This is a genomic window from Rhizobium sp. YTU87027, from assembly GCF_050644135.1.
Lineage (GTDB): Bacteria > Pseudomonadota > Alphaproteobacteria > Rhizobiales > Rhizobiaceae > Rhizobium.
In genome coordinates this window covers 3,581,729-3,604,082 of sequence record NZ_CP098440.1, presented here as the reverse complement: position 1 = coordinate 3,604,082, position 22,354 = coordinate 3,581,729, and the positions used below count along the sequence as shown (strand labels likewise).

The window sequence follows — 22,354 nt, the reverse complement described above, 5'->3', positions numbered from 1 at the left end:
ACTCCTGCCGCGCGGTATGCGCTGGCGATGGCGAATTGACTTGTCTGATTCCGTTAAGGGTGGACGAAGGTCACATTCGACAGTTCGGGCGGGAGAGGGCGCCCGGACGGTCATTGCCAAGCACGGAGCGCCCGAGGAAATTGGCGAGAATATCGATGTCAGTCATGTCTCGTTCCTTTCTCTGGCGTTGCGCTTGCTTGAGGCCCTGGCTTTCCAGGGCCGGCGATGACTGCGCTATTAATCTACTTCATTTGTAGACTATAGTTAACAGCCTATCAGAAACATATTCCTAAACGTGTCAAAATATCGACCATTCGGAAAATTTCATTCCATCATGTTCGAATTGACTGAAAGAACCCTATCAAGTCTTTGTGCAATCCGCGTGACAGTCCGAAGCTCTCTTTCGATCACGGAGCAGACATAGGAAGCGTCACTGATTCCGGCAATGGGGCATTTGATTAAAAATGCGAAGTCGCGAAATGACCGAAATGGTTAACGCGGCATCCGCGGCCTACCATCCCTCCGAAAGCACCTTTTCCAGCATGTCGACGAAGAAATCGGCGCTCTCGGCGGTCAGGCAGAGGGGCGGCTTGATCTTCAACACGTTCAGGTGATCACCGGTCGGCTGCATCAGGACACCCAGATCAAGGAGCCTGCTGCAGATTGCCGCGGTCTCTTCCGTCGCCGGCTCCAGTGTCGTTCTGTCGCGGACCAGCTCGAGGCCGAGATAGAGCCCCATGCCGTGCACCGCGCCGACGATCCGATAGCTGTCGATCAGCGCGACCAGACGGCTCTTGAGATGATCGCCGACATCGCGCGCGTTCTCCTGCAGCCTTTCGTCGGTCATGATATCGAGCACGGTCATACCCGTGACACAACTGACCGGGCTGCCGCCGGTGGATGAGAAGAAATAGCCTTCCTTCTCCAGCGATTCGGCGATGGCTCTAGTCGTGATCACAGCGCCCAGTGGATGTCCGTTCCCCATGCCCTTCGCGATCGTGATGATATCGGGGACGACGCCCTGCTGCTCGAAGCCCCAGAAATGGTGCCCAAGCCGTCCATAACCCACCTGCACTTCGTCAGCGATGCAGACGCCGCCGCGAGCCCGCACCTGCCCATAAACAGCGGCGAGATAACCGTCGGGAAGCGATATGCCACCGGCATTCCCGTAAACCGATTCGGCGATGAAGCCGGCCAACCCCTCGCCTTTTACGTCGATGGCTTCCAGGGCCTCGAACACCGCTTCCAGATAGCCGGACGTAGAATCTGAACCACGGAAGGCGCCGCGATAGGTGTTCGGCGAGAGAACCGCATGGACCCAATCGGGCCGCGTCGTCAGGGCCTGCGGATTGTCGGCGATTGACGTGGAGACCGCGTCGCTTGCAACCGACCATCCGTGATAAGCCTCGAGAAGGCTGAGCATATGCCTGGAACCCGTATGCGCGGAGGCGAGCCGCAGGGCAAGGTCATTCGCTTCCGATCCGCTGTTGACGAGGAACACCGCGTCCAGCCCTTCCGGGGCAAGTGACGCAAGGCGCTCCGAAAACTCCGCAATGGCGGCATAGTGAAAACGTGAATTGGTATTCAGTCGCAACCATTGCTCGCTGATCGCCTCTGCGAGACGAGGGTGGCCGTGACCAAGAATAGTGACGTTATTGAGCATGTCGAGATAGGCGCGCCCCTCGACATCGAACATGTGCTCCTTCCAGCCACGCTCCATCTGCAGTGGCGCCTCGTAGTAGTTCTTCTGCGGCTTTGCGAGATGAGCCAGCCTGAGCGCGTACAATTCGTCGGACACCGGCTTCGGCGCATTCACGTCGGGGCCGAGAAGGGCGGCCGGCGACGGGCATAGTTCCAACCAGGCGACCGCTTCCTGCGGGGCGCAAAACAGCGGCGGTTCCGCGCCCTGCAGGGTGGAGAGCTGCACGCGCAACCCACCGAGAGAGCCGTCTTCGCCAGAGACCGCCCCAATCGACTGCCCGGCTTCGACTTCCGCTTCATCCTCCAGCGACGGCTCAATTCCGTCGAGATGAAGGCTGATGCCCTCGCCTGCCAGAATGAAATGGTGGTTCTTCCAACTGGCCTTGCCGGCGAATGGAGCGGCAACCACGCTGCCGCCTGCGAGGCAAATGTCGGAATGCAGTGTGAAGGTTGAAGACGGGGTAGCGCTCCGAAGTTTCGCGCGCGACAATCGGTATTCGCCATAGCGCGTCGCCGCGGTGCCGGTCTCTGCCGCCGCGCGGGCGAGCAGGCGCCAATCGATATCGGCCTGCGACCAGTTGCCTGCAGCGAAATGCGGACTCTGGACACCGAGATCGACAAAGGAAATGGTCGCCGGGTCGATCTCAGGCAACAAAGGATGCCAACCCTCCGTCGACAGGGCCGCCGTTTTTATGCCGACTGCCTTCAGGACAGCGATCTCCATCAATTCGAACGGCACGGAGACCGCTGTGTCGAATATGCGGCGCTCCAGCTCGAGGTTGCCGCGAACATAGTCGTTTTCGGGGTCGATCGAAATCTGCTGCTCGCTGCTGGCGACAAGAATGACTGCGCGCGCAACGACGAGCGGCCAGAGGGCACGCAACTCCTCTTCCGTGAGCGGGTAGACCTCGTGATATGCCTTTACAGCAGGAAGAATGTAGAACGGATGACCATCCGCCTGATGCAGAAGCGAGGCGCAGGTGACCGCCAGGTCCCCAATCAACCAGCCGCGGATGATATCGCCGAAATCGATGACACCGTCCGGAACCAGGTGGCCACGATCGTCGCGACGGCTGACGACGTTGTCGCCGGTCACATCGTGATGCACGGCTTGCAGACGCAGGGACGGCGCCAGGGGTTGGATTCGCCGAACGGCCGATACCATCGTCTTGGCGATGCGATCGCGCGCGGCGCTGTCGGTGATCGCCGACAGCAGCTGCACGGCGACCGGGCCGGCGCGGCGCAAATCCCATTGCAGGCTGCGATCGAGACCGGAATGCGTGAAGTCGGCGAGCGACTGTGCCAGGCGTGCGCAGAGGGCGCCAAGTGCTGCGACCGACTCCTTCGGCAAATACTTGCGATGAGTGAGCCCCTCGCCTTCCAGATACTCCAGCAGCCGAACCTGATAGGTCTGATCGCGGACGGTGACGGCGATGATATCCTGACCGTCGGTCGACGGGATGACCCGCGGGACGCGCGGTGCACCCTCCTTCATGCTGAGGTGGTGGATGGCCGCGTTCTGCGCCTCGAGCTCCAGTGTCTGGTAGGCGACGTGGCAGATTTTCAGCACATAGCGCCGCTCGTCGGTATCGAGACGATAGTTGCGATCCTGTTGGCTGCCGAGCTCGGTGATCGCTCCCGACAGGCCATAGCGTGACTGAACAATGTCGCCGGCTTCTGCGGCCGTCACGTCAGGGCGTGGCAACGTCGCGCGATCGGCAAGCGTCTCGTCAGTCATGGCATCCCCCCGCGGCATGATTCGATTTTGCAGACTAAGCAGATAATCGAATCCATGCCACCGGCAAGCGAGGAGATCTCACTCGTTCAACTGGATAGCCGCCGCAGCGGTCAGCCCATGCGCTCGGAGGCGTAGCTACCCGGGCTTGCCGGGAAGACGATCGTGCGGTTGCCGTTCAGGAAAACGCGGCGGTGAATATGCGCATGGATGGCGCGGGCCAGCACCTGGCTCTCGACGTCGCGGCCGATGGAGACGTAGTCGTCAGCGCTCTGGGCGTGGGTGATGCGGGCGGTATCCTGCTCGATGATCGGACCTTCATCGAGGTCCGCCGTTACATAATGCGCGGTGGCCCCAATCAGCTTCACGCCGCGCTCGTAGGCCTGCTTGTAGGGGTTGGCGCCCTTGAAGCTCGGCAGGAAGGAGTGATGAATGTTGATGATCCTGCCCGACATCTTGCGGCACATCGCGTCGGAAAGGACCTGCATGTAGCGGGCAAGCACGATAAGCTCGGTGCCGGTCTGATCCACGAGGTCGAGGAGCTGGGCCTCGGCCTGCGGCTTGTTTTCCTTCGTCACCTTGATGTGGTGGAACGGAATGTCGTGGTTCACCACGACCTTCTGATAATCGAAATGATTGGAGACCACGCCGACAATGTCGATCGGCAGCGCGCCGATTTTCCAACGGTAGAGCAGGTCATTCAAACAGTGGCCGAAGCGCGACACCATCAGGAGCACCTTCATGTGGCTGTTGCCATCATGGATTTCGGCGTCCATTTCGAATTTCTCGGCGACCGGCTTGAAGCCTTCCGTCAGCGCCGCAAGACCGACGCCTTCTTCCGAAATGAAGCTGACGCGGGTGAAGAACTTGCCGGTATCGAGGTCATCGAACTGCGACGAGTCGATGATGTTGCAACCCTGATCCGCCAGGTAGTTCGCAATCGCCGCCACGATCCCGCGCGTCGACTTGCACGTCACCGTCAATACATAGCTCGTCATCTGTTCCGTCCTTCTTGCGGCACCTGCTGGCCGGCCTGCTTAAATCAAACCGAAAGCAGCGAATAGAGAGCCGCGCCTTCATTCGTGCAACTATTTGCAAGGAAAACCGTCAGAAGCTTGCAAGCTCCTAGCGTCTCCCCGTCGCAATCAACTTACGGCAGCGCGCGCAAAACTCCGTTCCGCTTGCGTCGTCAAGACGCGTATCCCCGCCGTATGGCGCAGCGCAGGTATCTTGCTTCAGCGAAGTCACATTTGCGAGATGACCGCCGGCAGACGGATCCGCTTGCTTGATGTCGATTGCCGGCGGGCTTACATCCATGGGAGAGGATGACGTCCAGATCCGGCGAGGCGACAGGATGCGGTTCGCAAGAGTGTTGTTAACAGCCGTGGCAGTCGGCGCAAGCACGACGCCGGGAGTGAGCTTCGCCACGGACTGGCGGCGCGCCGGAGAAGCTCATGCCCAATCGGTCTATCCCTATGCGAACCTGCCGGGCGTCAAGGCAAAGCCGGAGCCGAAGGACGAGGAACAATATGACTGCCGGACGGAAACGCGGCCGCTTCGCCGCGGATACGACAAGATTTTCCGGACCGGCGGCTTACCGACCCTCGTCTATGTCTGCGATCGTGACGGCGTGGAGAGCGTCGGGACGCAGGTGCCGCTGCGCGGACACTATCAGCCGGTCCGCTGAAACCGCGATAGCCATCAGCGGGAAATGAATCTGAATTGTCGGAAAACATTGAGACCAATCGCCAAACGATGACGTCGTTTCCTTGGCAAGGTCTTTTCGGAGAAGAAACAGGAAGCCGTTGGTATCGGCTTTCACTTTGCATTTGTTAGGGAAATGGTGCCCAGAAGAGGACTCGAACCTCCACGCCTCGCGGCACAGGTACCTGAAACCTGCGCGTCTACCAATTCCGCCATCTGGGCGACGGAGAGCCATGTACGGGCGTGGCCTCTTGCTGTCAACAGGGTTTTTGAAGTTTTCCTGACGGGCAGCAAAAAAGTCGTTGATGCCGGTGTATGTTGACGAGGGCGCAATCTGAGGCGGCGGTAGCGATCGACAGAATCCGCCCTATATGTGCAGCAAGAAAGGATCGTCCGATGCCCGGCCTTCACAATCTCTACCTGATTGCGCTCTTCTCGCTGCTGCCCTATGCGGCGTTTGCGATGCCGCTTGGCGCCTTTTCGCCCGTCGCCGTCCAATCGGACATCGTCCGCGTGGGGTCGACCATGTGCGATGCGCGCGGTTGCTTTACCTTCGGGCCGATACAATCGTTCCGCCCGTCCTACGTCCAGCCAAACTATCGGCCGCCGACGGCCACCGGCCCGACCTACTATCGGCCAGCCGCGCGGGGCCCCGCACCACTTTATTACGATCCGCCGCCAGTGCGCACGGTGCAGCCGAAGACGCAAGGACGACAATTCCACGTGGATTGGTGCCGCAATCAGTATCGGACCTACAATCCGAAGACCGACCGATTCCTGACCTTCGAAGGCATCTACAAGACCTGCAATTCGCCCTACGACTAGGCTCAGCTTTCCAGCGAGGCGCGATCGACGTGACCGAGATCCCGGCCGGGTTCGATGATGTCGCGGACGCGCTGCTTCAGTTCCTTCGGACCGGGAAAGCCGCCGTCGCGCTTGCGCTCCCAGATCAGGTCGCCATCGACCCGGATTTCGAAATTGCCGCCGGTGCCGGGAATGAGCGCCACTTCGCCAAGGCTGTCGGCGAAGGTCTGCAGAAGTTCCTGCGCCATCCAGCCGGCGCGCAGCAGCCAGTTGCATTGGGTGCAGTAGAGGATCGTCACGCGGGCTTTCTTGTCGCTCATATCAGGGGTTTCCTTTCGTCACTCCGATTTAGGAACTGCCGCGGCGTGGCGCAATCCGTATTGCAATCGCCAGGCGCTTGGTGTTCCTCTCCAAGGCTAAGGTCATACTGGAGATGCTGATGCGGGTCGCCGTCATCGAAAACATGAAGAGTACGCCGCTCGGCTCGCTGGGCGCGGCTCTGGCTGAGGCCAATGCCGAGATTGAGCACTTCCACCCGTGGATTGACGGCAAGCTGCCAACAGGCATTGCCGATCACGACGCGCTGGTGGTGCTCGGCGGCGAACAGAATGCGATCGACGACGCGAACTATCCCTACCTGCCAGCACTTGCGCAGTTGATGCGCGATTTCACTGAGGCCGACAAGGCGGTGCTCGGCATCTGCCTCGGGGCGCAGATCCTGGCGCGCGCCTACGGTGCGCAAAACCACCTGAATGCCGGACTGGAGTTTGGCTGGCACTCGGTCGCCAAGTCAGAGGATGGGCAGGCGGATCCGTTGCTATCGGGGCTGACAGACGATTTCATGACATTCCAGTGGCATAGTGACACCTTCACCCTGCCGCAGGGTGCGACGCGTGTTGCAGTCAGCGAGCTCACGCAGAACCAGGCGTTTCGTATCGGGCGCGCGGCCTACGGCGCTCAGTTCCACTTCGAGGCCAGCGCTTCTGTCATCGACAGCTGGAAGGGCGAGTTTGCGGAATCGATCGAACAGATGGAGCCGGGCTGGCATGAACGCTACCCGGCGCTTGCTTCCGCGCATGCCGCGGCGTCAGATGCCACCGGCCTTGCCATCGGACGCAATTGGGTCCGCATGATCCGAGCGGAAGTCCGATCGCAACGCAAGCTGGCCGTCGCCGGCGTGTAAGCCGGCGACCTGACATCCCCTAGCCGGGCTAGATGGCGGAGCGGACCCAGACGAGCATTTCGCCGGGCGCGCGGTTGTCCCACAGGTGGTACGGCACAAAGCGGGCCGTACCCTTTCCGGCTGCCGGCGGCTTGGTCCGATAGAGCGTCGCACCCCAATCCGACTCATCCTTGGTCACGGCGATATCGAGAGCCACCGCACCACCGAGTTCGGCGATCTCAGCCGTCTTCGCCGATATGTCCTCGCCAAGCCTGATTCCGTTCAGGCCTGCGCCGTTGTCCGTCGCCTCGACGCAATAGACGAGCGGGCCGCGCATCAGGGCGGTGCGGCCGGCATCTTGACGCACCAGTGGGTTTGCCCAGAGCGCGCGTGTTTCCAGTGGGATGTTGAGGTCGATCTTGTCGCCATCGCGCCATTCGCGCTCGATACGGGCGTAGCCATCGACGTCGACCGAGCCAATGCTGATCGGCTCACCATTGACCGCAAGCGTAGCGCCATTTGCCCATTCAGGTATGCGCAGCGAAACGGCAAACCGCGCCGACTTGCTTGCCTTGATGTCGAAGTGAACCGCGCCATGCCAGGGGTAGCGGGTCTTCTGGGTCAGCTCGACATCCGTGCCGGTAATCTTGAACCGGGCCTTGCCTTCTCCGTAGAGATGGACGGCAATCTCGTCGTCCGCGACCCCGTACATGTAGGAGCCGATAGAGGCGAGCAGGCGGGCGATATTCGGCGGGCAGCAGGGGCAATGGTGCCAGATCCAGCGGTGGTGCTTGCCGGCGCTTTCCAGCGGGTTCTCGTAAAAGAACGTCTTGCCGTCGAGCGAGAGGCCGGCCATTGCGCCGTTATAAAGCGCCTGCTCCATAATGTCGGCATAGCGGCGGTTCGGGCCACGTCCGAGCATGCGGTTCGCCCAAAAGACCAGACCGACGGAGGCGCAGGTTTCGGCATAGGCGCTTTCGTTCGGCAGATCATAATAGTCGGTGAAGCCTTCGTTGGCCGCCGCCGGCCCGATGCCGCCGGTGACATACATCTGCTTGGTCGTCAGGTCGTCCCAGAGGGTCTCGAGGGCGCCGGTCAGGCTGTCATCATTATACTCAGTCGCGATGTCGGCCATGCCGGAATAGAGATACATGGCGCGAACGGCGTGGCCGACGACCTTCTTCTGCTCGCGAACCGGCTGATGCGCTTGGCCGTATTCATAAGTCTTCTGATGGAAGTCGGCTGCACTGCGGCCATCGCGGATCGCTTCTTCGGTGAAGAAATGCGGCTCCGTGCCACGCTCGTCCACAAAGAACTTGGCAAGGTCCAGATACTTCTTCTCGCCGGTCACACGCGCAAGTTTGACCAGTGCCAGCTCGATCTCCTCGTGGCCGCAATAACCCGGCATCTTGCCTGGGCCATGGCCGAAGACAGTAATCATGTAATCGGCAAAACGACACATGATATCGACCAACTTGCGCTTGCCGGTGGCCTGATAGTAGGCAACCGCCCCCTCCATCAGGTGGCCTGCGCAATAAAGTTCGTGGTGGTCGCGCAGGTTGGTCCAGCGGCGGTCGGGCTGAACCCGTTGGAACCAGGCGTTCACATAGCCGTCCTTGTCCTGCAGCTTTTCGTACATGTCGACGATGGCATCGACGCGGGCTTCCAGTGCGCGATTGGCGCGGCGATAGAGCGAATAGGCGACGGTCTCGATGGACTTGCCGAGGTCGCTGTCCCAGAACATCTGCGTCGAGCCACCCCAGGGACCGATCGGGATGACAACGCCGGGGCTCGGCTTGGTAATGTCGATCGCCTGCAGCATGCCGGCTTCGACGCAACGGTCGAGCAGCGTTTCAGCGGTGGAATCGCAGATCGCGTCCTGGCGCTCCCCGAACAGGCCGTTCACGTCGACATCAGGCACGGGAAGCGGACGAAACTGGCGGTCTCTTTTCAACTTGTTCATGGCTTGATCCATCTTTCTTCGGAAGTCATTTCACTGCGCCGGCCATGAGCCCGCGCATGTAGTAGCGTTGCAGAAGCAGGAAAACGATGAGGCAGGGGATCGTCATGACGGCGACACCCGCCTGCACGGCGCCCCAGTTGATCGCGCCCAGACGACCGGCGCGCACGGCCATCATCAGGACGGGCAGCGTGTATTTCTCGTTGCTGGAAAGCAGCACGAGCGCAGCCAGGAATTCGTTCCAGGCATTGAGGAAGGCAAAGATCGCCACCGTCGCCACACCCGGCAGCACGAGCGGCAGCAGGACCAGCACAAGCATCTTCAGGTCATGGGCGCCGTCGATACGCGCGGCTTCCTCGATCTCCTTCGGCACCGCGTCGAAGGCGTTACGCATCATGAACACCGAGAACGGCAGTTGCAGGGTCACATAGACCAGCGTCAAACCGAACAGTGAATTGTTGAGCCCGAGCTTGGCGAGGATGATGAAGAGCGGCGTCAGGATCGACTGGAAGGGGATCATCAGCGTCGCGATGATCAGGATGAAGAAGACGTTCTTCATCGGGAAACGATAGCGCGAGAAACCGTAGCCGGCGAGCAGGCTGATGACCACGGTCAGCACCACTGTCGCAACGGACACGATGAGCGAATTGAGGGTGTGCTGCAAAATGCCGGCACCGAAACTGTCGAGCGAGCGATAGGAATCGAAGCTGATACCGTTCGTCGGCCATGGCGGCAGCGGTGGCAGCCGCGCCTCCGTGCCATGCCGGAGTGAGGCCAGCAACGTGATCACAAAGGGAGCGAGAAAGAAGATGGCGATGGCTATGCCGGTGCCGTGATAGGCGGCCTGCGCACGGATAACACGGCTTCGCTTGCGACCAGTGACGAGGCTCATCAGCGCTCCTCCCCGACACGCAGCAGCCAAAGCTGCACAACACTGATGACCACGAGAATGGCCAGAAGTGCAATGGACAGCGCCGCGCCGTATCCGAGATTGAAGGACACGAACGACTGGTTGAAGATATAGTAGACGACGGAGATCATTCGGTTTTGCGGCCCGCCTGAGGTCATGATGTAGAACTGGTCGAAGGCGAGGATCGAGCCGGTCACGGAAATGATCAGCGCGAGCGCGATCGTGCGGCGCATCAGCGGCAGCGTCAGAAAGCGGAAGCGCTGCCACCAGTTGGCGCCATCGACGACGGCAGCCTCGGTCAGGTCGGTCGGAATCGCCTGCAGCCCGGTCAGCAGGATGATCATTGTAAAGCCGGCTATCTTCCACACGACCATGACGCAGATCGTCAGGAATGCGCTGTCGAAGGTGGCAAGCAGATTGGGGCTCTTCTCGACCAGTCCGAGTGCCTTCAGGGCGGGACCGATGAAACCGCTGTCGACGTTGGCGAGCCATACCCAAAGCAGCGACGCCGACGCCAGACCGACGACGACGGGTAGAAAGATGACGGTGCGATAAGTGCTGACGAAGGCCCGCTGCCGCTCGACAAAAAGGGCAAGCGGAAAGGCGACCGCGAAGATCAGGATCGTCACGATGACCGTGTAGTAGGCGGTGAAGTTCAGCGCCGCGACGAAGCGGCCGTCATTGAACATGCGGAGATAGTTGTTGAAGCCGATCCAGCGCTGGGCCCCCATCAGCGGCCAGTTGTGAAGGCTCATCCAGGCGGTGAAGCCCACCGGCAGCACGAAGAACACGATCACCAAAAGCATCGCCGGAGCGATATAGAGGAGGCCCGTCCATTCCGGTCGTGGGGCACGTCTGCGCACGCATGCTGTCTGCTTTCGACCCGTCACGGTCATCGAAACACTCCGCATCATTCCTGATAAAATCGGCCGGAGGACTGCCACCATCCTCCGGCCACGGCCTTGGGAGATTACTGGCCGCTGTCGATGATAGACTGCATCTCCGACTGCGCGTTCTTGAAGGCACCGTCGACATCGTCACCGAAGATGGCGGCGTTGGTGAAGGTCGCCCACGGACCGTTGGCGCTGTTGACCAGATCGTTGAACTGCAGCGTGTAGGGCGTTTTGGCGACCGAAATGGCCTTCAAGCCGACCTGCATCCGCGGATCGAGCCCCTCGAGCACCTTGTCGGCGATATCACCGCGGGTCGGCAGGCTGCCGTACTTCGCCATGACTTTCTGGCCATCCATCGAATAGATGTATTCGAGGAATTCCTTGACGGCGTCGATCTTCTTGGTGCCCTTGGTGATGACGAAGTTGTCACCGCCGGCAAACGAAGAAGGCTTGCCGTCAACGCCCGGAATGAGGGTCACGCCGAAGTTGATGTCGGGATGCTCGGTGACGAGCGTGCCGATTGCAAAGGCGCCGAGGCTCTGCTGACCGATCTTGCCATTGGTGAAGGTCAAGAAGTTGGCGCCGTTGTCGCTGGCAGCGCTCGCCGGGACAAGGTCCTTCTTCACCATGTCGCGATAGTAATCGACCGCCTTGCGCATCTGCGGGGTATCGAGCGTCGCCGTTTTGCCGTCGGCCGACAGGATGTCAGCGCCGGCACCCCAGGTGAGCGGCGTGAACGTGAAGATCATGCAGCCGCCGCAGCCGCCGCCGGAGAAATAGAAGCCGTAGGTGTCATCACCGAGCTTGCGGATCTTCTCGGCGTTGGCGGTGATTTCCTCCCAGGTCGCGGGCGCCTTTTCAGGATCGAGACCCGCCTTCTTATAGAGGTCCTTGTTCCAGGCGAAGACCGACGTCTCGACCGACAGCGGCAAACCGTAGACGCGATCCTGATAGGTACCGAGGCGGACGTGCGACGGCGATAGCGAATTAAAATAGGGCAGCTTCTTTGCCCAGTCCGTCAGGTCTTCCAGCTGTCCCGCGGCGGCAAAGGCCGGGTTGTAGATGAGATCCATCGACAGTGCGTCCGGCGCCTGGCCGCCAGCGATGGCGGTTGCGTATTTCTGGACGAGTTCCGAGAACGGCACCTCGGTCGCGACGACCTGGTTCTCGTGGCTGGAGTTGTAGGCTTCGACAACCTTCTTGAAGGACTCGCCGATACCTGTGCGAACCCACATTTCGACTTTCTCGGCGGCCGACGCTCCGGACACCAGGCATAGGGTGGCAACGCTTGTCGCAGCCAACAGACGCTTAATCATGGCACTCCTCCCAAATTGGCGCACTCCTCCGCGCCGGTTCCTCATCTCCTGGGGCTTTGGGCCCCGCATGACTGCCGCACCACAAGCCGGCACGGCAATTTCCTGACACCCGGCTCCACCGGGCGACCCTCCGCCAGCGCCAGAACCGTCAACCCGGCCTGGCGTCCCAGTTCCTTCAACTCCATATCGACGGAAGTGAGCGGCGGCCGCGTCTGGCCAGCGACAATCTCCCAATTGTCGAACCCGACCACGGAAACATCCTCAGGCACCCGAATACCGCGCTCGCGCAGCGCATCCACCGCGCCACGGGCGATCTGATCGTTGCCGCAGAAGATCGCGTCCGGTTTTTCACCCTCTCCGTTCCAGATCTCCGCGACGGCTTCGTGGCCCCAGGATTCCGCCCAATGGCCAAACCTGACGAGCCCCTCCCCACCGATCACCTCGCGATAGGCGTCGGCGCGCTCGCGAACAGAGAAGAAGCTCTCAGGCCCGGTCACATGGGCAATCCGCCGACGGCCCATTTTGACCAGCCATTCCACCGCCAACCGCGCACCCTGCGCATCGTCGGAGCGGAAGGTGACGCTTGACGGCGTCCCCTCCGTGAACGCGTAGACGACAGGCACGTGCAGGTTCGACAGATCGACCGGAAGCTGCCGGTCCAGTCGCTTCCCGGTAGCGATGATCCCGTCCACCTGCTTTTCCAACATGGCATCGACATGGATCTGGCCAAGCGCCGGATCATCTTCGATTGCACAAAGAAAAACCGACACGCCATGATCGACGAGCGCTTCGGAAATGCCGGCCATCACAGGCAGCGTGAAGCGCCCGTAGGTATCGTTGGTCAGCAGCCCGACTGTGAAACTGCGCTTGCTCAGCAGACCGCGGGCGAGCGCATTCGGGCGGAAGCCGACCTCGCCAGCAATGCGCTTGACCCGCTCCCGGGTTTCGGCGCTCATACGGCCGGTTTCATTCAAAGCCTTGGAAGCGGTGGAAATGCTGACGCCCGCCGCCGCTGCGACGTCGTGGATGGTGATCCGGCCTCTTTTTCCTCCCGCGATGTTCACCGCGCTCCTCCTCATTTGTGGATGAGAAAAGCTTTTCCCATCTTCATCGTCAAGTGAGAAAAGGTTTTCTCATGCAAAAAATCATACAATTGTCATCGAGGCATCGAGAACGACCGGCAACAAAGAAAATCGCGGCAGACTGACGCCCGCCGCGATCCAGAACTTAAGCGATGTAGGGTGCAATCAGCCCTTGATCGTCGCCTTGCCTTCTTCCAGGAGCCGTGCCGCTGCCTCCGCAGGCGTCGTGCGCTCGAATGCGAGCTCATCGGCGATCGGACGGAAGACGCGCTGATCGAACTGCGTCGAGCCGAGCGGCGCAGGCGCCGGATACTCGCCGACCTGATTTTTCAGCAGGTTGATATACTTCACAGTGTCCTGTTCGGTCGGATTGAGGTGGGGGAGAATCGCCTCGCGCACGACAGGCGACATCGGCACGCCGCGCTCGACGCCAAGGATCTTGCCAGCGTCCACATCGTTGACGAAGAAGTCGATGAACTTGGCCGCAGCCTCGCCGTTCTTTGTCGTCGCGCCGATGCTCCAGATCAGAGCCGGGCGATAGTAGTGGCCGGACGGGCCACCTTTCTTCTCGCGCGGCAGGAGTGTGATTGCCAGCTTGTTCTTGGAGATCAGCTGATAGCCGACGAGCTGGTTGGAATACGCCATGCCCATGGCTGACTTGCCAAGCGCGAGGCAGTTCGTGTCGATCGTGTTCTGGTCCAGCGTCTGAACATCAGCTGCAACCGTGCCGCCCTTCTTCCGCAGGTCTTCCCAGTAGGTGAACCAGGCCGTTGCGTCGTCAACACTGAAGCCGAGCTTGCCGTCGGCATAGAGGCTCTTGCCGCGCTGGCGCAGCCATGCATCGAAGACGTAAGCGTAGCGAGCACCGTAAGGACCGCCCCAGTAGTTATCCTTGCCTCCGGCCTTCGTCAGTTCGACCGCGAGCTTGGCGTACTCATCCCAGGTCAGATCCGCGGTCGGTACGGGGATGCCCGCTTTGTCAAAAGCAGTCTGGTCGAAGAACAGGGCGAAAGAGTTGAGGCCGAGACCGACGCCGTAGAGCTTGCCATCCACCGTTGTCAGCTTCAGTACGTCCTTGCCGAAGGAATCGACCTTCAATGTCGTGGGCACGAACGCGTCCAGCGCCAGGCAGGCGCCGCGCTTGGAGTAGTCCGAGATCGTTCCCGGCTCGAGTTGGAACACGTCCGCAATCGCGCGACCGGCCATCTGTGTCGACAGCTTCGTCCAGTAGCCATCGCCGCTCAGCGACTCGCCGACGATCGATACGCCTGCGTTCTTGCTTTCATAGAGCTTCGCGACATCGAGCGTGCGCTTGGCGCGATCGTTTGAGCCCCACCACATGGCGCGCAGCTTGGCGTCTTCCGCAAAGGCGGGAATTGCGCTTCCGGCACCGAAGGCTAGCCCGGCAGCGACGCCAGCCGAACCCATCAGAAATGAACGGCGATTGACCTGCATTTTTCATCCTCCTCTTTCATCGCCCGCCGTCCTCCAACGGCTCATTGGGCTTATGCGGGGTAGATTACGCAAAAAAATTCTCAATGCAACAAATTATCTTTTCTTGCAAATTTGCATAATTTGCATAATCTTCCTCGTATGAACGAGAACAAGACCAAAAAACTGAGACAGGCCGACATCGCGACGATGGCCGGCGTATCTGTATCCACGGTATCCCGCGTGCTCGCAAACGAGCCCGGCATCAGCGAAAGCGTGCGCCAGCATATTCTCAAGGTGGCGGCCGAGAACGGTTACTCTGCCCGCACCGCAAGCGGCGCGCTGCGCGGCACCCTCGCCTTGATTGCAAGCGATGGGGTCACAGGCGGGCTTAGCGTCTTCTACGAAGGAATCGTCGAAGGGTTGCGCGCCGGCGCCCTCGACGCCGGTCTCCCCTTCGAGGTGCGGCTGATCCGCGAGCACAGGGCGACACCCGACGTGGTTCACGAGTATATGCAGACGGCCGGCGCCGGTGGTTTGTTTCTGGTCGGAATTGATCCGAGCGCCGAGCTGCGCGCCTGGCTCGAGGACGCAGCGATCCCGACGGTACTGGTCAACGGCACCGATCCGCAATTGAAGATCGACGGCGCTTCGCCCTCGAACTTCTTCGGCGCATATGAAGCGACAACCCGCCTGCTGAATGCCGGCCACCGCAAGATCCTGCATCTGACGGGCTCGCATCGAAACACCATCCGCGAGCGCGTGCGGGGCTTCAAGGCAGCAATTGCCGAGGTCGACGGCGCCGAAGGGCATCTTGTGTCGATGACTTTCAAGGGCAGCGCAACTCACGAGGCGCATGAGCTGACGTCTTACGTGCTCGCGGAGAAAGCCGGCTTCACCGCCGCCTTCTGCATGAACGACTTCATTGCCGTCGGCGTTCTGGAAGCAGTGACCGAGGCCGGACTACGGGTGCCTGAGGATTTCGCCATCGTCGGCTTTGATGACCTTCCCTGCGCGCTGATGACCAACCCGCCGCTGTCGACCATGCGCGTGGATCGCGTGGCGCTGGGCAGGGAGGCAGTCTGCCTCATGGTTGCGCGTTTCAAGGATCGCACCGCCCCTGCCCGCCAGATTTGCCATGCCGTTGTCCCAATTGCCGGCGGCACCGTCCCGAACCCCTGACATGAGCAATGCCGATGACCTATGACACCGCCAGTGCAAATCCGCTTGCCAACAATCCGCTGAAGACGCGCGAGGACATGGCGCGCGCGCTTCGCGACCTCTTCGATCCGCTGCTCCCCTACTTCTCCGCAGGTAATGCCCGCGTCCGGCTCGACGGCGCCGCTGCACATTTCGACCGCGCTGCAGCGGATCTCGAGGGCTTTGCGCGGCCGCTCTGGGGGCTGGCACCCTTCGGTGCCGGCGGCGGCGACTTTGCCGAATGGCATCGTTTTGCCGAGGGCATTGCTAACGGCACGGATCCAAAGCATCCGGAATATTGGGGAACGGTCAACGGCCGTGACCAGCGCATGGTGGAGCTTGCGGCGCTCGGTTTTGCTCTGGCGCTCGTGCCGGAAAGGGTCTGGGAGCCGCTTGGCGGCCGGGCGCGCGACAACGTCGTTGCCTATCTCAAGCATGCGCGGCAGTTCGACTATGCCGACAACAACTGGAAATTCTTCCGCATCTTCGTTGACATCGCGCTCGACCGCGTCGGCGCCAATTTCGATCGCAGCCTGACCAAGCAATATCTCGAAGAGCTTGAGGGCTTCTATATCGGCGACGGCTGGTACCGTGACGGCAACGTCCGCCGGATCGACCACTACATTCCGTTCGCCATGCACTTCTACGGCCTGATCTATTCCAAGCTCGTCGATGACGACTATGCAAGGCGCTACCGCGAACGCGCCCTCCTCTTTGCAAACGACTTCAGGCACTGGTTCGGCGCCGATGGGGCGACCATCCCGTTTGGCCGCAGCCTGACCTATCGCTTCGCTTGCGCCGGCTTCTGGTCGGCGCTTGCCTTTGCCGATCTTGAAGCGCTGCCTTGGGGCGAGATCAAGAGCCTGTGCCTTCAGCACCTGCGCTGGTGGAAGGACAAGCCGATGACCAATCGTGACGGCATTCTGTCGATCGGGTTCGGCTATCCCAACCTGCTGATGTCAGAGAACTACAATTCGGCCGGTTCGCCCTACTGGGCCTTCAAAGCATTCCTGCCGCTTGCCCTGGCCGAGGATCATCCCTTCTGGACAGCCGCGGAAGCGCCACCGGTTGAAACGGCGAGCGTCCTGCCGCAGCGCCATCCAGGCATGGTGCTGATGCGTGATCGTGGCGATGTCGTCGCGCTTTCCTCCGGCCAGGAGAACCTGCAAATGCGGTTCGGCACAGAGAAATACGCGAAATTCGCCTATTCCAGCCGCTATGGGTTCAGCGTCGAATCCGACGAGCGCAACTTCGCGGGCGCAGCCTTTGATTCTGCCCTCGCCTTCAGCGATGACGGCGTGCACTACCGCGTTCGCGAGACCAACCGGGAAGCCAAGCTTGCGGGTGAGGTTCTTTACTCCAAGTGGTCGCCACTCCCGGATGTGGGTGTCGAAACCTGGCTGGTGCCGGCTGCGCCCTGGCACATCCGCGTCCACCGGATCAACACGCCCCGACCGCTACAGACGGCGGAGGGTGGCTTTGCGATCGCGCGCCGGGATTTCGAACTCGACACGCTAGTCGCGGAGGGCTCGAGCGCCTATGCGATCGGCGAAGACGACTTCAGCGGCATTCTCGACATCGGCTCCGCTGTACCGCGCACGGGCCTGACGCAGAAGGCGCCGCCGAACACCAACATGATCGTCGCCAAGACGCTTGTGCCGCAATTGCGTGGCAAGATACCGGCCGGCCAGACGATCCTGGTGACCGCTGTCCTCGCCGCGAATGATACCGGCACCCTGCTCGGCGCCTGGGCCACTCCGCCGAGAGCCCCCGATATTGCCGAACTCGAAGCGCTTGTCGCGAAAGAAGGGATCCGCGTCAGTGCCATCGAGGCTCCGGGGCAGTTGCCATGAAGCACCCCTTCATCGCGCTTGCGATGCAGCCTTCGCGCACGGAACATGTTCTCTCTCCTGACGCCCTACGCCGGCTGGGCGAAGTCGGACGCGTGCTCGACCCCGAACCGCTCGAGTGCTTCGACAGCGACCGGGCCAAGCGCATTCTCGCCGAGACGGAAGTGCTGATTACCGGTTGGGGTGCGCCCTATGTTGGGCGGGAGATCCTTGCGGATGCTCCACGCCTGCGGCTGATCGCGCATGCGGCCGGAACCGTGAAAGGCATTGTCGACGAGCAGATATTCGATGCCGGCATTGCCGTGACCCACGCGGCCGAGGCGAACTCCGTTCCGGTTGCGGAGTTCACGCTTGCGGCAATCATCTTTGCCGGCAAGCAGGTGTTCGGCTTCCGCGACCTCTATGTGGCGGATCGCAATCGCGACCGGACACACGCGATGCAGCGGCTGGCAATCGGCAACTATCGCCGAACGGTCGGTATTGTCGGAGCGTCACGCATCGGTCGGCGCGTCATCGAACTACTGCGGCCCTTTCAATACCGCGTGCTTCTCTTCGATCCCACGATCGATACCGGTGAGGCAATCGACCTTGGAACAGAGAAGGTCGATCTGACCACGCTAATGAAGCAGTCGGATATCGTCAGCCTGCACGCACCATCATTGCCGTCAACGCGTCATATGATTGGAGCCGAAGAACTATTGTTGCTGAAGGACGGCGCGACATTGATCAACACAGCACGCGGCTCCTTGATCGACGAGACGGCACTGTTGAAGACGCTTGCCGCCGGACGGATCGACGCAATCATCGACGTGACCGAGCCGGAAATACCGGAGCCGATGTCCGCCTTTTACGATCTGCCGAATGTCTTCCTGACACCGCACATCGCCGGCGCCGTCGGACTGGAGCGCGGGCGGCTTGGAGACATGGCAGTCGATGAAATAGAGCGGTTCATCAAAGGCGAACCGCTCCTCTATCAGATCCTGCGCCGCGATCTGGCACTTATCGCTTAGCCGGCTTTCAAACCGGCCGGCGCGCTGCCTGCGACAATCTCCGGCATCAGGTCGGAGATCTTCACGACCTTGCCCGTGCGCGAGCTTGTCAAAGCGGCAATGCCGCACAGTACAGACATGGCGCCGGCGCGCGTGCCGGCACGTTGACCGAGCTTGTCTTCCATACCCTGCTTGAAGATCATGTTGCGCATGCGGTCGTCGCCGCCGTAGTGGCCGCCCGCCGAATGCGGCACGACGATGCGTTCGACGGCGGGCTTGTCCTTCGGGAAGTTGCGCACGAGCAGGATGGTGTCTTCGTCGGGCGTTTCCCAGGGCTGCTTCTCGTATTGACGTAACTCGATGCGCCCATGCGTGCCGTTGAAGGCGATGTGGTGGCCTTCGATCGGCTGGAAGGTGTTCAGCGAATAGGAGACGTGGACATTGTTCTTGTAACGGATGCTGACGACCATCGTGTCGGGGATGTCGATATCCTCGCGATAGACGCAGCCGTCGCGGAAATAGCCGTCGATCTTCGACGGATCTTCGTAAAGCGATTCGAGAAAAGGATCAGCTTCGAGGTCGAGGTAGTAGTCGCACTCGCCGGTGTGCGGACAGAGCTTGCAGCGCAGGCCGCGGAACGGCCCCTTGCGGCCGTAATTCTGGAGATCCGCAAAGGAGGTAACGGCATCCGGATCGCTGTCGAGATACCAGTTCAGGAGATCGAAGTGGTGCGTCGCCTTATGCACGAAAAGACTGCCGGAGTTTTCCGTATAGGCATGCCAGCGGCGGAAATAGTCTGCGCCGTGCTTGGTGTCGAGGTACCAGTGGAAGTCGACCGAGGTGACGCGGCCGATCTCGCCAGCGTTCAGCAGTTCCTTGATCTTGGCGGCCGTCGGCGCATAGCGATAGTTGAAGGAGACATCCACGCGCTTGCCTGTACGCTTTTCGGTGTCGAGGATACGGCGGATCTTGTCGACCGCCGTGGTCATCGGCTTTTCCGTGATGACATCGATGCCGGCTTCCAGCGCACGAACGACGATATCGTCATGGGTATAATCAGGCGTACAGACTATGACGAGATCGACCTGTTGTTCGGCGAGCATGGCGTCGATATTCTCGTAGATCGGCACATTGCTGCCGATCATCGTTCGGGCCCGTTCGGCACGCAGCGAATTGGTGTCGACGATCGCGACGAGATCCACATGCTCGCGCCAGCCGGCAAGCAGTTCCTTGCCCCACATGGTGGTTCCGCGGTTTCCCGTTCCGATCAAGGCAAAGCGACGTTTCTCCATCGTATGATCCTCCTTCATGCGTCATGAAACGAAAATTGGTCCGATGCCCAACAAGTCGCGGCTCCCCAATCTGCGGACCACATCAGGCTGTAACTAAACAGTTACCTGATGACAGACACCGTCCACTGTCAATAGCCGATCGCGAATTTCGCGGATCAGGCGGAAATCGACGCGAGGGTCACGTGAACGATGTGTCGCTCCCAGGCGTCGAGATTGCCCGGTTCGACCAGGTCGCGACCGAAGATCGTCGAAAGCGTATACTGGTTGGAGAGGTAGAAGTATCCGAGCGAGGCAATCGTCAGGTAGACATTCAGCGGATCGGCGCTGGGAATAAAGACCCCGGCCTTCTTGCCGCGCTCCAGCACCTCGGCAAGTTCCCCGATCAAATGCGAATGCAGCTCCTTGAGCCGAACGGATTGGCGCAGCCAGCGGGCGCGATGAAGGTTTTCGGTCCCGAGCAAGCTGAGGAATTCCGGATGCTTGAGAAAGTAACGCCAGGTGAAAAGCGCAAGCTCGCCAATGCCTTCCTGCGGCGTGCGATCACCGATATGGAGCTCGCGCTCGGCCGTGCGAATGCCGACATAGGCCTCCTCGAGCACCCTGAGATAGAGTTGCTCCTTGTCGCCGAAATAGTGGTAAAGCATCCGCTTGTTTGTACCGGCGCGCTCCGCGATCGCATCGACACGAGCCCCGCCCATGCCGTTCTCGGCGAACTCCTTGGTCGCCGCCTCGAGGATGGCCGCACGGGTCCGTTCTGGATCGCGCTGCAAAACACGCTCGGGCGATTGGCGCCTGACTCGCTTCTTTTCCCCACTTCCGCCGGCGCCTTCCATCGGCCCACCTTTCTTATTTCCCCATTGCGCTCATAGTACGTTGCGAGCGAATTGTAAAAAACGAGAAGCATGAGAAGCACTATCACATCAGCGCTTGACAGCCTCAATGCTTCTCCATAGCTTGTAACCAATTAGTTATTTGTTGCAAGAGAAACCAGCAAGGAACGTGTGGAGGCGTTCCCCAAGGGAGGAGGAGAACAGATGACACTACGCGTAAGCAGACGTAATTTCATGGCGGGGGGAGCAACGCTTCTTTCGATGTCCGCACTGGGTTCGAAGGCCTTTGCCGCCGATACCCGCCTGCGGCTTCTGTGGTGGGGTTCGCAGCCGCGCGCTGACCGCACCAACAAGGTTTCGCAGCTCTATCAGACGAAGAATGCGGGAACCTCGATCACCGGCGAATTCCTCGGATGGGGGGACTATTGGCCACGCCTGGCGACCCAGGTCGCCGGCCGCAATGCCCCCGACGTCATCCAGATGGACTACCGCTACATCGTTGAATATGCGCGGCGCGGCGCGCTTGCCCCGCTCGAATCCTATATGCCGGCCAAGCTCAATCTCAGCGATTTCGATCCGGCGCAAATCGAGGGCGGCAGCGTCGACGGCCATTTCTACGGCGTCAGCCTCGGCGCAAACTCCGCAGCGACGGTTCTGAACACAACCGCGTTCCAAGAGGCCGGCGTCAATCTGCCGACGCAGGCAACCACCTGGGAGGAATTCGGCAAGATCGGTGCCGAGATCACCAAGGCTGGCAAGCGCAAAGGCTTCTATGGCTTTGCCGACGGCAGCGGCAACGAACCGCTCCTGGAAAACTATCTCCGCCAGCGCGGCAAGGCACTCTACACGGCCGATTCCAAGATTGCTTTCGGCGCCGAAGAGGCGTCCGAATGGTTCGATATGTGGAACAAGTTCCGCGAAGCGAAGGCCTGCGTGCCACCCGACGTTCAGGCGCTCTACAAGGACACGATCGACACCAGCCCTGTCACTCTCGGCAAGGCCGCAGTCGACTACGCGCACAGCAACCAATTCGTCGGCTTCCAGGCTGTCAGCAAAGACAAGCTGGCGCTAAACAACTATCCGCGCATCAAGGCCGATTCAAAGGGCGGCCACTACCGCAAGCCGTCCATGTTCTTCTCGGTGTCTTCGCAGTCGAAGGTCATCGACCAGGCCGTCGATTACGTCAACTTCTTCGTCACCAACCCCGATGCCGCTCTGGCGCTAGACGTCGAACGCGGTATTCCGGAATCGAAGGCGATGCGCGACGTTGTGGCCGCCAAGCTCGATGCGACGGGCAAGATCCCCCTCGACTATGTCAGCGGTCTCGGTGACCTTGCCGGCAAACTACCACCGCCGCCGCCCTCTGGCGCCGGTGAAGGACAGGTGGTGCTGCGCACCATCTCCGAGCAGGTCGCGTTCGGTCAGCTCTCGCCGAGCGATGGCGGCAAGCAACTGGTCGACGAGATCAGCCGCATTCTCGCCAAAGGCTGACGCG

Annotated in this window: 18 protein-coding genes and 1 tRNA gene; 7 read left to right on the top strand and 12 right to left on the bottom strand. The window is 60.7% G+C overall.

The window, feature by feature from the left end; translation table 11 throughout:
* Positions 1–511: 511 nt before the first annotated feature.
* Entirely contained in the window at positions 512–3,439 is a 2,928-nt protein-coding gene (locus tag NBG89_RS17775; RefSeq protein ID WP_431321017.1) for an aminotransferase, read from the bottom strand.
* A gap of 110 nt (positions 3,440–3,549) precedes the next feature.
* Positions 3,550–4,434: a formyltetrahydrofolate deformylase gene (gene purU / locus NBG89_RS17770; RefSeq protein WP_431321016.1), complete on the bottom strand. Its 885-nt coding sequence runs from the start codon at positions 4,432–4,434 to the stop codon at positions 3,550–3,552.
* Positions 4,435–4,790: 356 nt separating this feature from the next.
* Here purU and NBG89_RS17765 point away from each other — a divergent pair, with 356 nt between their 5' ends.
* A complete protein-coding gene (locus tag NBG89_RS17765) occupies positions 4,791–5,123 on the top strand; it encodes a hypothetical protein (RefSeq protein ID WP_431321015.1) in 333 nt (110 codons plus the stop codon).
* Between the two features lie 154 nt (positions 5,124–5,277).
* Here NBG89_RS17765 and NBG89_RS17760 read toward each other — a convergent pair.
* Positions 5,278–5,362, bottom strand: a tRNA-Leu gene (locus tag NBG89_RS17760).
* A gap of 174 nt (positions 5,363–5,536) precedes the next feature.
* Between NBG89_RS17760 and NBG89_RS17755 the strand changes: the two genes are divergently transcribed.
* Positions 5,537–5,965, top strand: coding sequence for a BA14K family protein (locus NBG89_RS17755; RefSeq protein ID WP_431321014.1), 429 nt, complete (start codon positions 5,537–5,539; stop codon positions 5,963–5,965).
* 2 nt (positions 5,966–5,967) lie between these two features.
* On the opposite strand, the gene NBG89_RS17750 is transcribed toward NBG89_RS17755, so the two are convergent.
* Positions 5,968–6,264, bottom strand: coding sequence for a SelT/SelW/SelH family protein (locus NBG89_RS17750; protein WP_007529041.1), 297 nt, complete (start codon positions 6,262–6,264; stop codon positions 5,968–5,970).
* 119 nt (positions 6,265–6,383) lie between these two features.
* On the opposite strand from NBG89_RS17750, the gene NBG89_RS17745 reads away from it, so the two are divergent.
* Complete coding sequence (locus NBG89_RS17745) at positions 6,384–7,127, top strand: type 1 glutamine amidotransferase (RefSeq protein WP_431321013.1); 744 nt, start codon at positions 6,384–6,386, stop codon at positions 7,125–7,127.
* Between the two features lie 28 nt (positions 7,128–7,155).
* On the opposite strand, the gene NBG89_RS17740 is transcribed toward NBG89_RS17745, so the two are convergent.
* From NBG89_RS17740 to NBG89_RS17715, 6 genes are all read right to left on the bottom strand, one after another.
* Entirely contained in the window at positions 7,156–9,069 is a 1,914-nt protein-coding gene (locus tag NBG89_RS17740) for a glycoside hydrolase family 127 protein (RefSeq protein WP_431321012.1), read from the bottom strand.
* A gap of 25 nt (positions 9,070–9,094) precedes the next feature.
* Positions 9,095–9,958, bottom strand: coding sequence for a carbohydrate ABC transporter permease (locus tag NBG89_RS17735; protein ID WP_431321011.1), 864 nt, complete (start codon positions 9,956–9,958; stop codon positions 9,095–9,097).
* Positions 9,958–10,872, bottom strand: a complete 915-nt coding sequence (locus NBG89_RS17730) for a carbohydrate ABC transporter permease (protein WP_088692626.1) — start codon at positions 10,870–10,872, stop codon at positions 9,958–9,960. Before NBG89_RS17730 ends, NBG89_RS17735 begins: the two co-directional genes overlap by 1 nt.
* 74 nt (positions 10,873–10,946) lie before the next feature.
* Entirely contained in the window at positions 10,947–12,185 is a 1,239-nt protein-coding gene (locus tag NBG89_RS17725; protein WP_431321010.1) for an ABC transporter substrate-binding protein, read from the bottom strand.
* 41 nt (positions 12,186–12,226) lie between these two features.
* The gene (locus NBG89_RS17720) at positions 12,227–13,249 is read right to left on the bottom strand and encodes a LacI family DNA-binding transcriptional regulator (protein ID WP_431321009.1); all 1,023 of its coding nucleotides are present in this window, start codon (positions 13,247–13,249) and stop codon (positions 12,227–12,229) included.
* A 183-nt stretch (positions 13,250–13,432) separates the two neighbouring features.
* The gene (locus NBG89_RS17715) at positions 13,433–14,722 is read right to left on the bottom strand and encodes an ABC transporter substrate-binding protein (protein ID WP_431321008.1); all 1,290 of its coding nucleotides are present in this window, start codon (positions 14,720–14,722) and stop codon (positions 13,433–13,435) included.
* A 138-nt stretch (positions 14,723–14,860) separates the two neighbouring features.
* Here NBG89_RS17715 and NBG89_RS17710 point away from each other — a divergent pair, with 138 nt between their 5' ends.
* Genes NBG89_RS17710 through NBG89_RS17700 form a run of 3 tightly spaced genes read left to right on the top strand, consistent with a single transcriptional unit; the run spans position 14,861 to position 18,758 of the window.
* Positions 14,861–15,880: a LacI family DNA-binding transcriptional regulator gene (locus NBG89_RS17710; protein WP_431321007.1), complete on the top strand. Its 1,020-nt coding sequence runs from the start codon at positions 14,861–14,863 to the stop codon at positions 15,878–15,880.
* A gap of 14 nt (positions 15,881–15,894) precedes the next feature.
* A complete protein-coding gene (locus tag NBG89_RS17705) occupies positions 15,895–17,751 on the top strand; it encodes a DUF2264 domain-containing protein (protein ID WP_431321006.1) in 1,857 nt (618 codons plus the stop codon).
* Entirely contained in the window at positions 17,748–18,758 is a 1,011-nt protein-coding gene (locus NBG89_RS17700; RefSeq protein ID WP_431321005.1) for a hydroxyacid dehydrogenase, read from the top strand. The genes NBG89_RS17705 and NBG89_RS17700 overlap by 4 nt, the downstream gene beginning before the upstream one ends.
* Here NBG89_RS17700 and NBG89_RS17695 read toward each other — a convergent pair.
* Entirely contained in the window at positions 18,755–20,029 is a 1,275-nt protein-coding gene (locus NBG89_RS17695; RefSeq protein ID WP_431321004.1) for a Gfo/Idh/MocA family protein, read from the bottom strand. The genes NBG89_RS17700 and NBG89_RS17695 overlap by 4 nt on opposite strands.
* Before the next feature lie 155 nt (positions 20,030–20,184).
* Positions 20,185–20,862 carry a TetR/AcrR family transcriptional regulator gene (locus NBG89_RS17690; RefSeq protein WP_431321003.1) on the bottom strand — a complete coding sequence of 226 codons (678 nt, stop codon included), beginning with the start codon at positions 20,860–20,862 and terminating at the stop codon, positions 20,185–20,187.
* 201 nt (positions 20,863–21,063) lie between these two features.
* Here NBG89_RS17690 and NBG89_RS17685 point away from each other — a divergent pair, with 201 nt between their 5' ends.
* Entirely contained in the window at positions 21,064–22,350 is a 1,287-nt protein-coding gene (locus NBG89_RS17685) for an ABC transporter substrate-binding protein (protein ID WP_431321002.1), read from the top strand.
* Positions 22,351–22,354 lie beyond the last annotated feature (4 nt).